19 protein-coding genes and 1 riboswitch are annotated in these 17,101 nt (G+C 72.1%); of the genes, 7 read left to right on the top strand and 12 right to left on the bottom strand.

The genetic code is table 11. The features are described 5' to 3' along the window. Positions 1-7 precede the first annotated feature (7 nt). Complete coding sequence (locus FHX81_RS03590; RefSeq protein ID WP_141975189.1) at positions 8-1,690, top strand: PHP domain-containing protein; 1,683 nt, start codon at positions 8-10, stop codon at positions 1,688-1,690. After that, entirely contained in the window at positions 1,690-2,226 is a 537-nt protein-coding gene (locus FHX81_RS03595) for a hypothetical protein (RefSeq protein ID WP_141975190.1), read from the top strand. The genes FHX81_RS03590 and FHX81_RS03595 overlap by 1 nt, the downstream gene beginning before the upstream one ends. On the opposite strand, the gene FHX81_RS03600 is transcribed toward FHX81_RS03595, so the two are convergent. The 3 genes from FHX81_RS03600 to FHX81_RS03610 form a co-directional block, all read right to left on the bottom strand. After that, on the bottom strand, positions 2,146-2,592 hold the full coding sequence (locus tag FHX81_RS03600) for a DUF6010 family protein (RefSeq protein WP_141975191.1): 447 nt from the start codon (positions 2,590-2,592) through the stop codon (positions 2,146-2,148). The two genes, FHX81_RS03595 and FHX81_RS03600, sit on opposite strands and share 81 nt — an antisense overlap. Positions 2,593-2,725: 133 nt before the next feature. Then, on the bottom strand, positions 2,726-4,285 hold the full coding sequence (locus tag FHX81_RS03605; protein WP_141975192.1) for an MDR family MFS transporter: 1,560 nt from the start codon (positions 4,283-4,285) through the stop codon (positions 2,726-2,728). Further along, positions 4,282-4,740, bottom strand: coding sequence for a MarR family winged helix-turn-helix transcriptional regulator (locus FHX81_RS03610; RefSeq protein WP_141975193.1), 459 nt, complete (start codon positions 4,738-4,740; stop codon positions 4,282-4,284). Before FHX81_RS03610 ends, FHX81_RS03605 begins: the two co-directional genes overlap by 4 nt. Before the next feature lie 189 nt (positions 4,741-4,929). On the opposite strand from FHX81_RS03610, the gene FHX81_RS03615 reads away from it, so the two are divergent. Next, positions 4,930-6,186 carry a cytochrome P450 gene (locus FHX81_RS03615; protein ID WP_141975194.1) on the top strand — a complete coding sequence of 419 codons (1,257 nt, stop codon included), beginning with the start codon at positions 4,930-4,932 and terminating at the stop codon, positions 6,184-6,186. Between the two features lie 10 nt (positions 6,187-6,196). Here FHX81_RS03615 and FHX81_RS03620 read toward each other — a convergent pair whose 3' ends face one another. From FHX81_RS03620 to FHX81_RS03645, 6 genes are all read right to left on the bottom strand, one after another. Continuing rightward, positions 6,197-6,586, bottom strand: coding sequence for a VOC family protein (locus FHX81_RS03620; protein ID WP_141975195.1), 390 nt, complete (start codon positions 6,584-6,586; stop codon positions 6,197-6,199). Further along, positions 6,583-6,879 carry an ArsR/SmtB family transcription factor gene (locus tag FHX81_RS03625; protein WP_141975196.1) on the bottom strand — a complete coding sequence of 99 codons (297 nt, stop codon included), beginning with the start codon at positions 6,877-6,879 and terminating at the stop codon, positions 6,583-6,585. Before FHX81_RS03625 ends, FHX81_RS03620 begins: the two co-directional genes overlap by 4 nt. Before the next feature lie 85 nt (positions 6,880-6,964). Beyond that, positions 6,965-7,561, bottom strand: coding sequence for a TetR/AcrR family transcriptional regulator (locus FHX81_RS03630; RefSeq protein ID WP_141975197.1), 597 nt, complete (start codon positions 7,559-7,561; stop codon positions 6,965-6,967). A 63-nt stretch (positions 7,562-7,624) separates the two neighbouring features. Continuing rightward, positions 7,625-9,160 carry an MDR family MFS transporter gene (locus FHX81_RS03635; protein WP_141975198.1) on the bottom strand — a complete coding sequence of 512 codons (1,536 nt, stop codon included), beginning with the start codon at positions 9,158-9,160 and terminating at the stop codon, positions 7,625-7,627. A gap of 49 nt (positions 9,161-9,209) precedes the next feature. Beyond that, on the bottom strand, positions 9,210-9,821 hold the full coding sequence (locus FHX81_RS03640; RefSeq protein ID WP_141975199.1) for an acyl-CoA-like ligand-binding transcription factor: 612 nt from the start codon (positions 9,819-9,821) through the stop codon (positions 9,210-9,212). A gap of 206 nt (positions 9,822-10,027) precedes the next feature. Then, positions 10,028-10,834, bottom strand: coding sequence for a helix-turn-helix domain-containing GNAT family N-acetyltransferase (locus FHX81_RS03645; RefSeq protein ID WP_141975200.1), 807 nt, complete (start codon positions 10,832-10,834; stop codon positions 10,028-10,030). A gap of 237 nt (positions 10,835-11,071) precedes the next feature. On the opposite strand from FHX81_RS03645, the gene FHX81_RS03650 reads away from it, so the two are divergent. Then, positions 11,072-11,356: an isoamylase early set domain-containing protein gene (locus FHX81_RS03650; protein ID WP_141975201.1), complete on the top strand. Its 285-nt coding sequence runs from the start codon at positions 11,072-11,074 to the stop codon at positions 11,354-11,356. 3 nt (positions 11,357-11,359) lie between these two features. On the opposite strand, the gene FHX81_RS03655 is transcribed toward FHX81_RS03650, so the two are convergent. Beyond that, entirely contained in the window at positions 11,360-12,754 is a 1,395-nt protein-coding gene (locus tag FHX81_RS03655; protein ID WP_141983708.1) for a carotenoid oxygenase family protein, read from the bottom strand. A 63-nt stretch (positions 12,755-12,817) separates the two neighbouring features. Beyond that, positions 12,818-13,132: a winged helix-turn-helix transcriptional regulator gene (locus tag FHX81_RS03660; RefSeq protein ID WP_141975202.1), complete on the bottom strand. Its 315-nt coding sequence runs from the start codon at positions 13,130-13,132 to the stop codon at positions 12,818-12,820. A gap of 98 nt (positions 13,133-13,230) precedes the next feature. Between FHX81_RS03660 and FHX81_RS03665 the strand changes: the two genes are divergently transcribed. From FHX81_RS03665 to FHX81_RS03675, 3 genes are all read left to right on the top strand, one after another. Next, positions 13,231-13,830, top strand: coding sequence for an NADPH-dependent F420 reductase (locus tag FHX81_RS03665; RefSeq protein WP_141975203.1), 600 nt, complete (start codon positions 13,231-13,233; stop codon positions 13,828-13,830). Between the two features lie 42 nt (positions 13,831-13,872). After that, positions 13,873-14,796, top strand: coding sequence for a prolyl aminopeptidase (gene pip, locus FHX81_RS03670; RefSeq protein WP_170231916.1), 924 nt, complete (start codon positions 13,873-13,875; stop codon positions 14,794-14,796). Between the two features lie 73 nt (positions 14,797-14,869). After that, positions 14,870-15,679: a Clp protease N-terminal domain-containing protein gene (locus FHX81_RS03675; RefSeq protein ID WP_141975204.1), complete on the top strand. Its 810-nt coding sequence runs from the start codon at positions 14,870-14,872 to the stop codon at positions 15,677-15,679. Here the strand turns inward: FHX81_RS03675 and FHX81_RS03680 are convergent. Continuing rightward, on the bottom strand, positions 15,655-16,911 hold the full coding sequence (locus FHX81_RS03680; protein ID WP_141975205.1) for a serine hydroxymethyltransferase: 1,257 nt from the start codon (positions 16,909-16,911) through the stop codon (positions 15,655-15,657). The two genes, FHX81_RS03675 and FHX81_RS03680, sit on opposite strands and share 25 nt — an antisense overlap. Before the next feature lie 28 nt (positions 16,912-16,939). Beyond that, positions 16,940-17,026: riboswitch (ZMP/ZTP riboswitch) on the bottom strand. Between the last annotated feature and the right edge of the window lie 75 nt (positions 17,027-17,101).

Genomic DNA, 17,101 nt, shown 5'->3' on the forward strand with positions numbered 1-17,101 from the left:
GTACCGCATGTCGCACGACCACAGCCACGAACACCACCACCAGGGCGTGGAGGGCAGCTGGCGCGACGCGGAGGACGACCGGCCGCTCTCGGTGGCGCGACGCCGGTTCCTCGCCGGGCTGGGCGCGGCCGGGGTGGCGACCACCCTGGGCGCGCTGCCCGCCCACGCGCACGGCGACCGGCCGGCCACTCCGGTCAACCCGTGGGGTGGGCGCGGTCGGTGGTTCGCCGGAGACCACCACATCCACACCAAGTACTCGTCCGACGGCCAGTACGAGGTGGCGCAGCAGGTCGCCAAGGCGCGCGAGCACGGGCTCGACTGGGTCGTCATCACCGACCACGGCGGGGTGGCGCACGAGAAGTTCTCCATCGGCCAGGTCGCGCCGGACATCGAGCGGGCCCGCAGGTCGTACCGGGACGTGCTCGTCTACCAGGGCCTGGAGTGGAACATCCCGGGCGCGGAGCACGCCACGGTGTTCCTGCCGCCCGGGCGGTCCGCGGTGGACATCCTGCGGGCGTTCGAGGCGGCCTACGACGGGGGCGTGCTGTCCACGCCGGTGGCGAGCGGCGGCAAGGGTCTGATCACCCGCTCGACCTCGGCCGACGGCGAGCCGTACGCGTTGGCGGCCCTGCGGTACCTGGAGGCGCAGGTGCTCTCCGGCCGCACGGAGATCGCGCTGATGTTCGCCAACCACCCGTCGCGGCGCGGTGTGGACAGCCCGCACGAGTTCCGCGGCTGGCGCGACGCGGCACCCGGCGTGGCGGTCGGCATGGAGGGCGCGCCCGGCCACCAGGCGGCGGGCGTCCCGACCGCGAACGGCGGCCGCGGGGCCGCCCGCGGGCTTTACGACGCCTCGCCGAACCAGGACAGCTTCCCCGGCTTCGCACCGACCGCGACGGAGAACCCGTACCGCACCTACGGCGGCTTCGACTGGATGACCGCCAAGGTCGGCGGGCTGTGGGACTCGCTGCTGGCCGAGGGCAGGCCGTGGTGGGTCACCGCCACCTCCGACGCGCACCGGGTGCACCGGGACACGCACGTCCAGGGCACCGGCAACCACAGCGAGACCGGCAGCAAGGGCGCACCCGTCGACACCGGCGTGCCGCAGGTCGAAGGCGACTACTGGCCCGGCTTCTACAGCTCCACCCTGGTCGGCGCGGACTCGAAGTCCTATGTGGACGTGATGCGCGGCATGCAGGCCGGCAAGGTCGTCGCGGTGCACGGGCGGATCGTCGACGGGCTGACCGTGCGGGTCCGCTCGCTCGGCGAGGGCGACAACCGGGGCGTCACGATCGGCGGCCGCACGTTCGTCCGGCGCGGTCACGACGTCGAGGTGGTGGTCGAGGTCGACCTGGCGCGCGGGGCCAACTTCGCGGGCCTGGTGCCGCGCCTGGCGAAGGTGGACCTGATCGCCGGTCCCGTCACCGGTCCGGCGGCCGACCGCGACGCGTTCACCGCACCCGCCACGACCGTGGTGAAGTCGTTCGAGGTCGCCCGCACCGCGCGCGGCACGGTCCGGTTCACGCACGTGTTCCGCCGCGTGGAAGGTGCGTTCTACCTGCGGCTGCGCGGCTCGGACGGCAACCGGCTGACCTCCGACGGCCACCCGGTGATGGACGTCGTCGGTGACGCCGACCCGTGGTCGGACCTGTGGTTCTACGCCAACCCGGTGTTCGTGGACGTCATCTGATGAGCTGGCTCGGCGCCGTGCCCGCCCTGCCCGGCGAGCACGGCGCGGCGCACCGGGACGCGCTGCTGCTGGCTGCGCTCGGTGACGTGCCCGCGGACTTCGTGTGCACGCACATCGACCGGTCCGGGCCCGTCGCCGTCACCACCCTCTCGGCCCACGTGACCGGCGAGGTGGACGTGGACCGGCTGGCGGCGGCCCTGCGCGGCCCGGTGGCGCTGGTCGACGACTCCGACACCCCGGCCGCACGCGCCGCCAGGGCGGGCCGCGACCGCGTCGACGGCCGGTGCGTCCGGTTCCCCGGCCAGTCGCTGCTCACCGGCACGCACCCCGCGGCCGAGGTGGTGGCGGTGTCGGCGATCGACCGGGTGGTCGGCATCGGCGTCGAGGTCGCGCCGGGCGACCCCGTGCGGACGCTGGGCTTCCTGCGCCCGGTCTGCGCGGACGGCGAGCTGCTGCTACTGGTGGAACCCGCGGTCGGCGGCGTGCTGCGACCGGCGGAGGCGGAGAGCCCGCACCAGTGCTGCGGGGGTCATTGACCGCAGGCCCGGACCGCCCGCGAACGCCCACAGGGCGATCACCGGGTCGCAGATCGCGCACCCGAGCGACGAGTGCTCGGCGAACGGCACGATCGGGTTGCCGTGCAGGTGGTGCGCCACGTCGGCGGCCGTGTGCACGAGCCACCCGATGCCGATCCACGTCCACGACGTCAGCCCGCGGTAGGCGCAGAAGGTGATCACGGCGGTGATCGCGAACTCCCACGCCCCCAACCCGCCGCCGCTGAGGTACGCCGCACCGGCGCCGCCGACCATGACCGCGTTGAACGGTCGGCGGTGCCGGTCGGGGACGAGGGAGTTCACGAGCACGTACAGCACGCCGATGAGCAGTGCCGAGACCACGACCATGGTTGGCGGTCCTTGTCGTCGCAGGAGATCAGGTCGTCCTGGACGGTAGGAGCACTGCGGCGGACGCGGCAGTGGCCGGAGTGCCAGACCCCAACGGGTTCTCGCCAACTCCGGCCACCCGCCGCGCGCGGTCTCAGGGGGCCACGTCGACCTTCGGCTTGTCTTCGGCCAGGTCGAGGCTGGTGCGCAGGGTGATCGGCTTGAGCAGCAGGGCCGCGACCACGCCGATCACCGCGATGGCCGCCGAGATCAGGAAGATGTGCCCGGTGGCGTCGCCGTAGGCGTTGCGGACGATGTGTTGCACCGCGTCCGGCAGCACGTTCAGGTTGAGGTTGCCGCCGCCCGCGCCGCCGACGGGGATGCCCGCCGCGGCCAGGTCGCGGGTGATGTGGTCCTCCACCCGCCGGGCCAGCACCGCGCCCAGCACCGACACACCGATCGTGCCGCCGAGCGACCGGAAGAACGCGATGGTCGAGCTGGCCGCGCCGATGTCCTTGAGCGGCACGGTGTTCTGCACCGCGAGCACCAGGTTCTGCATGCTCATTCCGACCCCGGTGCCGACGAGCAGCATCGCGCCGCCGACCAGGACCAGGGACGTGTCGTGGTCGATCTGCCCGAGGGCGAGGAACCCGAGCACCAACGTGGCCGCGCCCACCACGATGTAGGGCTTGACCCGGCCGGTCTTGGTGATCAGCCGCCCGGACACGATGGACGCGCCCAGCACGCCGACCATCATCGGGATGGTGAGCAGGCCTGCCTCGGTCGGGCTGTAGCCGCGGCCGATCTGGAAGTACTGGCCCAGGAACACCGCGCCGCCGAACATCGCCATGCCCACCGCCACGCTGGCCAGGATCGCCAGCGCGGTCGTGCGCTGCTTGACGATCCGCGGCGGCACCACCGGCTCCGCCGCGCGGGCCTCCACGGCGACCGCCGCGCCCAGCAGCGCCACCGAGGCGCCGACCATGGCGAAGCTCTGCCACGACAGCCACGCGAACGAGCCGTCGACGAACGAGATCCACACCAGCAGCACGCTCACGCCGACCGCGATGAGGCTCGCGCCCAGGTAGTCGATCTTCACGTCGTCCCGCCGGGCGGTCTTGACCTTCAGCGTGGCCTGGAGCACGAACAGCGCGACCACGGCGACCGGCACGCCGATGAAGAAGCACCAGCGCCAGCCCAGCCAGGAGGTGTCCACGATGAGGCCGCCCAGCAGCGGACCGCCGACCGTGGCCAGCGCCATCACGCCGCCGAGGTAGCCGTTGTACCGGCCGCGCTCGCGCGGCGGGATCATCGCCGCGATCACCACCTGCACCAGCGCCTGGAGACCTCCGACGCCGATGCCCTGGAACGCGCGCGCCCCGATGAGCTGGCCCGCGCTCTGCGCGAACCCGCTGACCACCGAGCCGACCACGAAGATCACGATGGCGACCTGGACCAGGGTCTTCTTGTCGAACAGGTCCGCGAGCTTGCCCCAGATCGGGGTGGTGGCGGTCGCGGTCAGCAGGGTCGCGGTGACGACCCAGGTGTACTGGGTCTGCGACCCGTTGAGCGCGCCGATGATCTGCGGCAACGCCGTCGAGACGACGGTGCCGCTCAGCATCGCGACGAACAGCACCAACAGCAGACCGCTCAGAGCCTCCAGCACCTGGCGGTGGCTCATCACGGTGCTGTCGGTGGTGGCGGGTGCGCTCATCGCGCGGCCTCCAAGGTGGAGCCGAGGGCTCCTTCGACGTCGGTGGTCAGGCGCCCCAGTGCCCGGGTCAGCGCCTCGACCTCTTCAGGGCTCCAGTCGGCAAGCGCGCGACCCAGCAACCGGTCGTACCAGTCGCGGGCGTCGGCGAGCGCGGCGTGCCCGCGTTCGGTGACCACGAGGATGCTGGCGCGGCCGTCGGCGGGATCGGCGCGTCGTTCGACCAGCCCGTTGGTGACCAGCGCGGCCACCGCCCGGCTCACCGTGGACGGGTCGAGCCCGGCGCTGGAGGCCAGCTCCTTGGCGTGGCAGCCGGTGGCGTCCGAGCCCGCGCGGTCGATCAGGCTGAGCGTGCCGATCAGGCCTGGAGCCAGTGCGTGCGGTCGCTGCTTGACCATGCGCACGACCTTGAGCAGGTCGCGCAACCGGTCCTCCAGCTGCCGCGCGGCGGCGTCCATGCCGTCCTCCCTCTCCTCGCATTGCTTGCCACATACAACTATCGCTCAAAGTTGCACGTCGTGCAAGTTTGCTCGGTGTGCACTGAGTTACAGCAGGAAAGCTGCACAGCGTGCACGTTTTGGTACCGTGGGTCACCACCACGCCGAGCATCGGCCCGGTCACACAACCGGGTCGGGAACGGACCGCCGATGACCACCGCTTCCCGACAGAAACGCCCAGGCACCGGTCGGCCCACCGTCCCGCTGCCGCCCGAGTTCACCACCCGGGACGCGGGCCCGTTCGACCCGCCGAGCGCCCTGACCCGCCTCGGCGAGGACGGTCCGGTGCACCGCGTGACCATGCTCGACGGCGACCCCGCGTGGATCGTGACCAGTCACGAGCTGGCCCGCACCCTGCTCGGCGACCCCCGGATGAGCTCCGACCGGTTCCGCAGCCGCCGCGTGCTGGAGAAGCTGCCCGCGCCGGTCCGCGCCCGGATGACCGACGCGCGGGCCCGCGCGGGCAGCTTCATCACCATGGACCCGCCCGAGCACACCCGGTACCGCAAGCTGCTCACCGGGCAGTTCACCGTCCGCCGGATGCGTCAGCTCGAACCGCGCATCCAGCGCATCGTCGACGACCACCTCGACGCGATGATCGCCGCCGGTCCCGGCGCCGACCTCGTCCAGGCGTTCGCGCTGCCCGTGCCGTCGCTGGTGATCTGCGAACTGCTGGGCGTCGGGTACGGCGACCGCGGCGAGTTCCAGGAGCGCACCGGGAAGCTGCTCAAGCTCGACGTGCCCGTGGACGAGGTGATGCGGCTGGCCGAGGAGCTGCGGGCGTTCATGCAGGGCCTCGTGCGGAGCAAACGCGCCGAGCCGACCGACGACATGCTGTCCGGCCTGATCCAGGCCGACCCCACGCTCACCGACGACGAGCTGATCGGCATGGCGAACCTGCTGCTGGTCGCGGGTCACGAGACCACGGCCAACATGCTGGCGCTCGGCACGTTCGCACTGCTGGAGCACCCCGAGCAGCTCGCCGCCCTGCGCGCGGAGCCGTCGTCGGTCGGCGGCGCGGTCGAGGAACTGCTGCGCTACCTCTCGATCGTCCACCTCGGTGTCGTGCGCACGACACGGGAGGAGGTGGAGATCGCGGGCGAGGTGGTCCCGGCCGACTCCACGGTGCTGGTCTCCGTGCCCGCGGGCAACCGCGACCCGTACCAGTACCCCCGGCCGGATGTGCTGGACGTGACCCGCCCGCGCGGGCCGCACCTGGCGTTCGGGCACGGCGTGCACCAGTGCCTCGGCCAGCAGTTGGCCCGGGTGGAGATGACCGTCGGGTTCACCGGCCTGCTGACCAGGCTGCCCGGCCTGCGCCTGGCCGTGCCCGCCGCGGAGGTGCCCATGCGCGACGACATGCTGGTCTACGGCGTGCACGCGCTCCCGATCACCTGGGACGCGTGACCGCCGGCGACTACTTCATGGTGGCGAGCTGGATCAGGTTGCCGCAGGTGTCGTCCAGGACCGCGGTGACCACCGGTCCCAGGTCGGTCGCCTCCTGGGTGAACACGACGCCGAGCGCCTTGAGCCGCTCGACCTCGGCGTGGACGTCGTCCACGGCGAACGACGTGAACGGGATGCCGTCGGCCACCAGGGCCTCCTTGAACGGGCCCGCCGCCGGGTGGGCCGACGGCTCCAGCAGCAGCTCCACGCCGTCCGGGTCGGCGGGCGAGACGACGGTGAGCCACCGGTACTCCCCCGCCGGCACGTCGGTCTTCTTGGTGAAGCCGAGCTTCTCGGTGTAGAACGCCAGCGCCTTGGCCTGGTCGTCCACGAACACGCTGGTGACGTTGATGCGGATCACGGGTTGGGTGCCTCTCGGTCGATGGGCCACCGCTCGACGATCGAGCGCAACGGGCTCGTGTCGAGGTGGTGGAACTTGTACCGGCCCTGCCGGCGGGTGTGCACCAACCCGGCCTGTTCGAGCACCGCGAGGTGTTGCGAGATGGCCTGCCGCGAGGAGGCCAGACCGTGCTTCACCGTCAGCCGGCCGCAGAGCTCGAACAACGTCTGACCGTCCTTGTCGGTCAGCTCGTCCAGGATGGTGCGTCGCGTCGCGTCGCCGATAGCCTTGAAAAGGTCGGGTTCTGCGTCCACGCGACCTTTATAGGCAAGTGACCACTTGCCTGTCAACCGGGACCACCCGGAGGTGCACCGCGACGACCGCGGGCCGGCGGACCTGCTACCGGTCGAGCCCCGCGGTGGCGAAACCCGCGTCCAGCCGGTCGATCATCACGCCGATCAGCTCGGACAGCTCGGGCCGCTCGGCGGCCTCCAGCCACCGGCCGACGACCACCCGAAGCGTCGCCATCACCGTGGCCGCGAACATCGCCGGGTACAGGTCGGTGGCGGGGTCGACGTCCACCCGTGCGGCGACGACGGCGGCGAGTTCCCGCTCCTGCACGGCGAACGCGGCGATCTGGTGCGGCAGCAGGGCGGGCGTGCGGCGCAGGGCGCGCAGCTGCGCCACGCGTTCCGGGTCGATCCGGTCGGGCACGACGTCGACCAGGGCGGCGTGCAGCGCCCGCAGCACCGGCTCCTCGCGCGGCCGGTCGGCGAAGGCCTGGACGAACGCGGCGGCAGTGGCGACGTCGCCCGCGACGACGGCCTCCTCCTTGGAGGAGAAGTAGTTGAAGAACGTGCGCAGTGAGACACCCGCCTCGGTGGCCACCTGTTCGACGGTCACGCCGTCGAGGCCGTGGGCCACGCACAGCCGCAGGGCGGCGTCGGCCAACGCCGTCCGCGTGGCGAGCTTCTTGCGTTCGCGCAATCCTGACACGCGCGAAAGTGTCGCACCTGCCCGGCCCGGGACCGGACAGGTGCGACACCGTGTCCCGCCGCGCTAGTGCCCCGCGGTCATCTCCGCCGCCAACCGCTCGTCACCGCTGAGCGTCTTGAGCGGCTTCTCCTTGATGAACAGCACCGCCACCAGCGCCAGCACCGCGATCGGCGCGCCGATCAGGAACAGCTCGGCGGTGGCCGTGGCGTAGATCTCGCGCACGACCACCCGCACCGGCTCCGGCAGCAGCGCCAGGTCGGGCACCGTGTTCTCCGCGCCGGCCGGAGCGGGGCCGAACTTCTCCTCGCTCAACGCGGTCACCCGGTTGGCCAGCACCGCGCCCAACGCGCTCACGCCGATCGCGCCGCCCAGGCTGCGGAAGAACGTCAGCGTCGACGTGGTGGCGCCGAGGTCCCGCGCCGGCACGTCGTTCTGCGCGGCCAGCACCAGGTTCTGCATGAGCATCCCGACGCCGATGCCGAGCACGGCCATGTGCACGCTGACCACGAACACGCCGGTGTTCGCGTCGATCGTGGCCAGCAGCAGCATGCCGCCGACCATGATCACACCGCCCGCGACCAGGAACGCCTTCCACTTGCCCCACTTGGTGATCAGCTGACCGGCGACGGTCGACGACACCAGCAGGCCGAAGATCATCGGCAGCGACATCAGGCCCGCCTGGGTGGGCGTCTTGCCCATGCCGATCTGGAAGTACTGCGACAGGAACACCGTGCCGCCGAACATCGCCACGCCGACCAGCGCACTGGCCAACGTGGTCAGCGCCACGGTCCGGTTGGCGAAGATCGTCAGCGGCACGATCGGGTCGGCCGCCCGCGACTCCACCCACACCGCGAGGCCCAGCAGCACCACGCCGACCGCCACGAGCAGAACGGTCCACGCCGAGGCCCACTCGAACTGGTGACCCGCCAGCGTCGACCACACCAGCAGCGTGGAGACACCGCCGACGATGAGCACCGCGCCCAGGTAGTCGATCTTGACCTCCTTGCGCACGACCGGCAGCTTCAACGTGCGCTGGAGCAGGAAGATCGAGGCGAGGGTGAACGGCACGCCGATGAAGAAGCACCAGCGCCACCCCAGCCACGAGGTGTCCACCATGACACCGCCGATGAGCGGCCCGGCGACCGTGCCGACGCCGAAGACGGCGCCGAAGATGCCCGCGTAGCGACCCATCTCGCGCGGCGGGATCATCGCCGCCATCACGATCGTGGCCAGCGCCGTCATGCCGCCCGCGCCGAGGCCCTGCACGACGCGGCTCGCGATGAGCACCTCGACGTTCGGGGAGAAGCCCGCGATGAGCGAGCCCACCACGAACAGGCCCAGCGAGAGCTGGATCAGCAGCTTGCGGCTGTAGAGGTCGGCGAGCTTGCCCCACAGCGGCACGGTCGCCGTCATGGCGAGCAGCTCGGTGGTGACGACCCACGTGTAGACCGACTGCGAGCCGTGCAGGTCGGCGATGATGCGCGGCAGCGCGTTCGACACGATGGTCGAGGCCAGGATGGCCATGAACATGCCCAGCATGAGGCCGGACATGGCTTGCAGGACGTCCCGGCGCGAGGTCGTGCCGGTTTCGGTGGACATCGGATCCCCCAGTTGGTGTTCGCGGTGGTTCGAAGCTGTGGTGGTGGGGTTACGGCTCGCGGGGCGGGTCGGCGAGCCCGCGGGCGAGGAGGTCGAGCGCTTCGGCGAGCAGGTCGTGCAGCGGCGCGGCGGTGCTCGACCAGCGGGTGACCGCCACCCGGAACGCCGCGCCCACCGCCGCGCCGAGCAGCAGCGGGTAGGTGTCGTCTGCGGGCAGCCCGACCCGTTCGGCGATGCCCGCGACGAGGTCGCGCTCCAGCGCCTCGCCGCCGGAGAACACCTTGGCGAGCAGCACGGGGTGCTGCTGCACCACGCGCATCCGCAGCAGCCAGTGCTCGCGGTCGTCGGCGAGTTCCGCCGCGACCTCCGCCAGCAACGCCTCGCGCACCGCCGCGGCGGCGGACAACTCCGCCGGCTGGGCGAGGACGCGGGCCCGCATCCGGGCACCCGCATCGGGGTCCGGGCCCAGGACGGCGTCCTCCTTGCTCGGGAAGTAGTTGAAGAAGGTGCGCGGTGAGACGTCGGCGGCGGCGCTGATGTCCTCCACGGTCACGTGGTCGAGCCCGTGCTCGGCGACCAGGCGGACGGCGGCGTGCCCGAGGGCCTTGCGCGTCTGCCGCTTCTTGCGGTCGCGGAGCCCTTCGGCCCCCTGCGTGGTCACCGGATCAGGGTAGGGAAATTCCTGCACTCACTGCAACTTTGCATCGACTGCACCGTTTGTGATCCCGCTCTCCGCACGTGACGACCCCGTTTTCCCAGGTTGACCGCTCAGGCGGGAGATTCTGCGGTACAGCCGGGGTCTTGCCACAAGACCCCCGGTGCGCTATACGTTCAAGTGGGAACGAGTGCAGACCCCTCCTCCCGCTCTCAGGCGCGACGCTCCAGCATGATCGTGTCCCGCCACACCCCGCGGTGGACCGCGATCCGCTCCCGGACACCGACCGTGCGGAACCCGGCCGACCGGTGCAACGCGATGCTCGCCCGGTTCTCCGGGAACACGACCGCCTGCAACGTCCACAGCCCGGCCGCGTCCGCCGCCGTGACCTGCCGGTGCAGCAACGCCTTCCCGACACCGCGCCCCCGCGACCGCGCGTCGACGTACAGCGACGTCTCCGCGACACCGGCGTAGCACTCGCGCGGTGACACCGGAGTGGCCGCCGCCCACCCCGCGACGAGCCCGTCGACCACCGCCACCCACCGGTGGTCCGGCAACCACTTGACGTCCAGCGTCCGGCGGCTCGGCGTCCCGGTCTCGAACGTGGCGTCAGCCGTGGCGATGCCCTCGCCGTAGATGCGGCGCACGTCGGACCAGTCGTCTTCCACCATGGCGCGCACCGCGACGTCGGCGGGCGGTTCGAGCGCGGCCGCGGGTATCGCGCCCAGCACCGCGTCGACCGACTGCGGCAGCAAGGCGCGGCCGGACGGGTCGACCGAGGCCAGGGTCGTCGTGCCGACCCGGCGGAGCTGCACGAAGCCGGCGGCGGCGAGCTTGCGCAGGTGGTGCGAGCAGGTCGGTTGGGTCACCCCGAGCGCCGCGGCCAACGCGCCGACGGCGGCCTCGCCCGCCGAGACCGCGTGCAGCAGTCGGATCCGGGTCGGGTCGGCCAGGCAGCCGAAGCGCTCGGCGTACGCGGCGGCCTGGTCGGCCGCCAGAGGTGTCGCGACAGGGCTCATACCGGGATTGTTCGATCCTCGACGTGGACCAGTCAATCGAATCGGGTCGATGCAGCGCGACTCACTTCATAGACGCTCGTCTATGGACATGACTCCGGAGCGGACCTCGTGCCGCCTATGTCACCCCAACGGGTGAGCGTCCACTTCGAACAGGCGCGCCGGCTTGAAACACGAGCACACCACCGCGACGCTGGTGCCCCCGAAGGCATGGCAAAGATCGACTCGCGAGGGAGAAAGATGCTCCGCAGCACTCGCCTGTTCGGCCCGAAGCGCCGCGTGACCTTCTCACTGCCCCTCGACGACCCGCGCGGGCCGGTGAGCGTGGTCGGCACGTTCAACGACTGGACCCCCGGTGTGCACGAGCTGGTGCCCCGCCGTGACGGCACGCGCACGGTGACCGTGATCCTCTCCCCCGGCACGCACCGGTTCCGCTACCTCGGCGACGGCGGCCACTGGTTCGACGAGCCGGACGTGCCCACGGTCGGCCCCGACGGGTGCGTGCTCACGGTCGAGGCGACCTGAGGGTCACCGCGCGCGGAACTGACCGTGGAAGCCGAACGGGATCGCGTGCGGCACGTCGGCCCGCGCCAGCTCGGTGAACGTCGCCGCGTCGAGCACCACCAGCCCGGACCGCCCCACTCCGGCGTCGAGCACCACCGACAGCACCACGCCGTCGTCCTCCGACCGGGCGTCCGGCGCGGGCACGAACACCGGTTCGCCCGGGTAGCGGCCGGGCTCGTGCCACCCGGTGGTCCGTCCACTCCGGACGTCCACCTTGACCAGCCGGTTGAGGAAGTCGCGCGTGCCGTTGTCGTGCGCGCCGACGCCGTAGGCGTACCGGTAGTCGCGGCCGTTGTGCGACCCGTAGGCGATGCGCGGCAGCTCCAGCGAGTCCTCCGCGAGCCGCCGCGACCGGACGCCGCCGCCGGACAGGTCGACCTCGTAGCGCGTCGGGAACGCCAGCGGCAGTTCGGCGTCACCGCGCACCCGGTCCAGGTACAGCGCGTCGACCACGGTGGAGTCCGGGTACGCGGCGATGTCCACGACGACGCCGCCGTCCACGTCGTAGGCGTTGATGTGGTGGAACGCGAAGAACGCGTCGGTGCGCTCGTCCGCGACCACCGAGCCGTCCCGTTGGTCGACCACCAGGAACCGGGTGCCCAGTTCCGGCCGCCACCGGTAGTTCTCGATGAACGGCCGGGCGCGCAGCAGCAGTGACAGGGGGTTGACGACGAGCGGGAACACGGCCAGCACCACGTGCCGCTCGGTGATGGCGAAGCTGTGCAGGTAGCCGGGCCGGTCGACGGGCAGCGACGCGAGCGGCACGCGGGTCAGGCCGCGCTGCCGGTAGAGCCGGTAGGCGCTGCGCCTGCCGAACCTCAGCACGTAGTTGACCAGGTCGCCGGACAGCGGCGCGCGGTGCGGGTGCGCGGTGGTGACGTGGCCGTCGAGCGCGTCGTCGTAGTCGGCCAGGCCGACGGTGGCGAGCGTGTTCCGGTCGAACTCGACCGCGATCGGCGTCTCGGTGAGCGCGAAGTCCCGGTCGCCGTCGGAGGTGACGTTCACGTTGGCGTTGGAGGTGCGACGCAGCCGGGGGTGGGCGAAGAAGCGGCTGAAGATCGAGCGGCAAGGGTCCGTGGCGAACTCGCCGTACGCGATGTGCCCGCCGTCCCGCGCGGCGAGGTAGGACGGCGTCTCCAGGTACCGGTTGCGGTAGGTGACCGCGCCCTCGGCGAAGCCGAACCGGTGCAGCATGGCCAGGCCGTCGAACCAGTGGCGGAACGAGCCCTTGTCGGTCTCGAACTTCGCCGGCCCGTTGCGCACCAACGTGCCGGCCAGCCACGGCGGCAGCTCGCCGCGCACCTCCAGCTCGACGTCGACCTCCTGGCCGAGGGTCTCGAACCCGGCTCGCACGCCCATCACGACCCCTCTCCACAACGGTGTTACACAACATTGTTATAAAACACCGTTTTTGTTCGTCCGTCAAGCCTGGGCGACCTCGTCACCCCGCTCGTGGGCCCACCGGCCGAGCGCGTCGATCGGGTCGAGCAGGCTGCGCCCCAGGTCGGTGAGGCCGTACTCGACGCGGTCACGCCCAGCGTTGCGGGTCACCGGTCCGGACGCCTCCAGCCGGCGCACGGTCTCGGTGAGCACCTTCGGTCGGATGCCGCCGATCTCGCGGCGCAGCTCGGACGGGCGGCGCGGGCCGTGCCGCAACGCGTGCAGCCCCACCGGGTTCCAGGTGTTGGCGAGCAGGTCGAACGCCTGCCGGGCGCGGCAGCCGGCGAGGAAGGTCACGAGCGGCCCCCTGGTGCGGTGGACACCGTTCGGTGCCCGTCCGGCTCTTCAACGTCGGTCCCAGCCAATCACTTCTGCGCGGATCCAGGGGAGCGACCATGCGGATCGGTGTGCCGGGGTCGGGCGGGATGGCCGACGCGCTGGGCGGTCGGTGGAGCGGGGCGGGGCACGAGGTCCTCATCGGCGGGCGTTCGCGCGAGCGCTCGGAAGCACTGGCCACGAAGGTCGGGGCGGTGGCCGGGACGCCCGAGGACGCGGTGGCGTTCGGTGACGCGGTGCTGCTCGCCGTGCCGGCGGCGGTGGCGGCCGAGGTGCTGGGGCAGGCACCGGGACGGGTGGTGGTCGACTGCACCAACTCGGTGGTGCCGGGCCGGTTCGTGCTGGACGAGCCGCGGGTCGCGGCACGGCTCGCGGAAGCGTCGGGCGCGCACGTGGTGAAGGCGTTCAACCTGTGCCACGTGGACGTGTGGCGCCGGCCGTCGTTGGCGTTCGAGGGACGGCCGCTCGGCGTGCCGATGTGCGGCGACTCGGCCGACGCGCTGGAGGTCGTGGGCGAACTGGCGCGGTCGACCGGGTGCGTGCCGGTGCACGCCGGGCTGCTGGAGCGGGCCGAGCTGCTGGAGGCGACGACCGCGTTCGCCATCGGGCTGTGGATCGGGGGCGCGGACGTGCGGGCCGTGTTCCCGACAACTGTGTGAGTACTAATATAATAGCACTGTTGCATCTGTGAGGGAGGAACCGTGCTGTACCCGGAGATCGAGCCGCACGACCACGGCATGCTCGACGTCGGCGACGGGCACCACGTGTACTGGGAGGTCTGCGGCAACCCGGACGGCAAACCGGCCGTGGTGCTGCACGGCGGGCCGGGCTCGGGCTGCACCCCCCGCGCCCGGCGGTACTTCGACCCGCGGGCGTACCGGGTGGTGCTGTTCGACCAGCGCGGCTGCGGTCGGAGCACGCCGCACGCCGGCCAACCGGTCGTGGACCTGTCCACCAACACCACGGACCACCTGGTCGGCGACCTGGAACGGCTGCGCGGGCACCTGGGCATCGACCGGTGGCTGGTGTTCGCCGCGTCGTGGGGCTCGGTCCTCGGCCTCGTCTACGCCGAGCGGTACCCGCACCGGGTGTCGGAGATGGTGCACGCGGGCGTGGCCACCGGCCGCCGGGCCGAGACCGACCTGCTGACCACGGGGCTGGGGCCGATGTTCCCGGAGGCGCACGCCCGGTTCCGCGAACTGGTGCCCACCGGCGATCCCGCCGCGGGATACCTGGAACTGCTCCTGTCGCCCGATCCGGCCGTGCACCACCGGGCGGCGCAGGAGTGGTGCACGTGGGAGGACGCGTTGCAGCCGCTGTCCACCGGCGGGCTGCGCTTCGACCCGCCGGAACACGGGCTGGCCTTCGCCCGGCTCGTCACGCACTACTGGGCGCATGGGTCGTGGTTGCCCGAAGGGGTCGTGCTGGAGGAGGCGTGGAAGCTCGCGGGCATTCCGGGCGTGATCGTGCAAGGAACGCTCGACCTGGGCAATCTGATCGGCACGCCGTTCGAACTGGCGCACGCGTGGCCGGACGCCGAACTGGTCCTCGTCGGCGACACCGCGCACGGCGGCGGTGACGAGATGACCCGGTTGCGCCGCGCCGCTACTGACAAGTTCCGGTAACACCCGGAAACTCGGTGCGATGGTCTGGTGACGGTCCGATCCCGGACTGGTCGACGGCGGCGAAGGACTGGTGGTGGAACGGTTCACCGAGAGCGCCCGCCGGGTCTCCGTGGTGGCACTCCAGGAGGCCCGGGGGCTCGCCCACACCTCGATCGGCACCGCGCACCTGCTGCTCGGGCTGATCGGCGAAGGTGGCGCGGCGGCGTCGGTGCTGGCGTCGGTCGGCCTGTCGCTGCCCGCGTGCCGTGCGCGGGTGCGGGAGCTGGGTGGTCCCGGCGACCCGACCCCGCCCGGCCACCCGCCGTTCACGGCCGGCGCGAAGCGGGCGCTGGCCGAGGCGGTGCGGGAGTCGTTGGCGTTGGGGCACCGGCAGGTGGTCACCGAGCACCTGCTGCTCGGCGTGCTCGCGGCCGACCGGGGCGGGGCGCTCGACGTGCTGGCCCGGTGCGGCGTCGACCCCGTCGACCTGCGCGACCGCGCGTTCGCCGCGTTGGCCGGGATCGACCTGTCCGCGCCGCGGGCCGCACGGCTGTTCCTCAGCTACCGGCGTCCGCAGGACCTGCACCTCGCCGGGCGCATCGCCGACCGGCTGGACGACTTCGGCCGGTCGGTGGTGTGCGACGTCGGCGAGTGCGACGTGCTGCTGGCCGTGGTCGGCCCGGACTGGGCGCCGACGGAGCTGATGCGCGCCGAGGTGGCCCGGGCGGCGCGGCGCTCGGTGCCGGTGGTCCCGGTGCTGGTCGACGGGGCGGTGCTGCCCGTCGACCAGCTGCCGGTGACCGGTCACGTCGCCGACCACGTCACCGTGCGGCACGAAACGTTCCGCGCGGACGTGGCGCGGTTGGCCGACGTGGTCCGCTACGCCCAGCCGGGCATCGGGTAGCCCGCCATCAGCTCGGCGACCTCGGCGGCGATGCGGTCCAGCGCCTGCTCGTCGTCCGCCGACCGCACGGCCCGGTCGATCCACTCCGCGAGCTGCGGCATGTGCTGCCCGGTGAGGCCGCGGGTGGTGATCGCGGCCGTGCCCAGGCGGACGCCGGACGGGTCGAACGGCTTGCGCGGGTCGAACGGGACGGTGTTGTAGTTGGCCTCCAGGCCCGCCCGGTCCATGGCCTTGGCCGCGGGCTTGCCACCGATGCCCTTGCTGGTCAGGTCCACCAGCACGAGGTGGTTGTCGGTGCCGCCGGAGACCAGGTCGAAGCCGCGGTCGAGCAGCGCGGCGGCCAGGGCGCGGGCGTTCTGCACGACGGCGTGCGCGTAGAGGCCGAAGGACGGCTCCGACGCCTCGCCGAGTGCCACCGCGATGGCGGCCGTGGTGTGGTTGTGCGGCCCGCCCTGCAAGCCGGGGAACACCGCCTTGTCGATCGCCTTCGCGTGCTCGGCGTCGGTGAGGATCATCGCGCCGCGCGGGCCGCGCAACGTCTTGTGCGTGGTCGTGGTGATCACCTGGGCGTGCCCGACCGGTGACGGGTGCGCGCCGCCCGCGACCAGGCCCGCGATGTGCGCGATGTCGGCCGCGAGCACCGCCCCGACCTCGTCCGCGATCTCGGCGAACGCGGGGAAGTCGATGGTGCGCGGGATGGCCGTGCCGCCGCAGAAGATCACCTTGGGGCGTTCGGCGCGGGCCAGGTCGCGGACCTCGTCCAGGTCGACCACGCCGGTCTCCTTGGACACGCCGTACTGGACGCTGCGGAACCACTTGCCGGTGGCCGAGACGCCCCAGCCGTGGGTGAGGTGGCCGCCCGCGGGCAGGGCCATGCCCATGACCGTGTCGCCGGGGTCGAGGAACGCCAGGTAGACGGCGAGGTTGGCCGGGGAGCCGGAGTAGGGCTGGACGTTGGCGTGGTCGACGCCGAAGAGCGCCTTGGCCCGGCCGACCGCGAGCTCCTCGACCGGGTCGACGACCTGCTGGCCCTCGTAGTAGCGGCGGCCGGCGTAGCCCTCGGAGTACTTGTTGGTCAGCACGGAGCCGGTGGCTTCGAGCACGGCGGTCGAGACGTAGTTCTCCGAGGCGATCAGGCGGACCTTCTCGAACTGGCGGCGCGCCTCGGCTTGGACCAGCCGGGCGACCTCGGGGTCGGCTCCGGTCAACGACGGGATGGCGGGTTCGTGCACGACGACCTCCACGCGCGCGGGGGCGCTGCCGTAGCACCCAGGCGCGCGGTGCGATTCGGCTCAACGCTCCCCGGTGGTCGTTCCCACCCTCGGCACGCCAGTCGCGAACACCGGGAATCCTACCCCAGCGCTTCGGGGGCACCCGGGTTTTTGGGCGGAACGGACCATTGCCGGAACGGTCGGTCGCCCA

The organism is Saccharothrix saharensis (assembly GCF_006716745.1).
GTDB classification, from domain to species: domain Bacteria; phylum Actinomycetota; class Actinomycetes; order Mycobacteriales; family Pseudonocardiaceae; genus Actinosynnema; species Actinosynnema saharense.

Bases quoted from the DNA above. Each gene is read 5' to 3' on its own strand.
- FHX81_RS03590 (WP_141975189.1), top strand. From the start codon at position 8: ATGTCGCACGACCACAGCCACGAACACCACCACCAGGGCGTGGAGGGC.
- FHX81_RS03595 (WP_141975190.1), top strand. From the start codon at position 1,690: ATGAGCTGGCTCGGCGCCGTGCCCGCCCTGCCCGGCGAGCACGGCGCG.
- FHX81_RS03600 (WP_141975191.1), bottom strand. From the start codon at position 2,592: ATGGTCGTGGTCTCGGCACTGCTCATCGGCGTGCTGTACGTGCTCGTG.
- FHX81_RS03605 (WP_141975192.1), bottom strand. From the start codon at position 4,285: ATGAGCGCACCCGCCACCACCGACAGCACCGTGATGAGCCACCGCCAG.
- FHX81_RS03610 (WP_141975193.1), bottom strand. From the start codon at position 4,740: ATGGACGCCGCCGCGCGGCAGCTGGAGGACCGGTTGCGCGACCTGCTC.
- FHX81_RS03615 (WP_141975194.1), top strand. From the start codon at position 4,930: ATGACCACCGCTTCCCGACAGAAACGCCCAGGCACCGGTCGGCCCACC.
- FHX81_RS03635 (WP_141975198.1), bottom strand. From the start codon at position 9,160: ATGTCCACCGAAACCGGCACGACCTCGCGCCGGGACGTCCTGCAAGCC.
- FHX81_RS03645 (WP_141975200.1), bottom strand. From the start codon at position 10,834: ATGAGCCCTGTCGCGACACCTCTGGCGGCCGACCAGGCCGCCGCGTAC.
- FHX81_RS03650 (WP_141975201.1), top strand. From the start codon at position 11,072: ATGCTCCGCAGCACTCGCCTGTTCGGCCCGAAGCGCCGCGTGACCTTC.
- FHX81_RS03655 (WP_141983708.1), bottom strand. From the start codon at position 12,754: ATGGGCGTGCGAGCCGGGTTCGAGACCCTCGGCCAGGAGGTCGACGTC.
- FHX81_RS03665 (WP_141975203.1), top strand. From the start codon at position 13,231: ATGCGGATCGGTGTGCCGGGGTCGGGCGGGATGGCCGACGCGCTGGGC.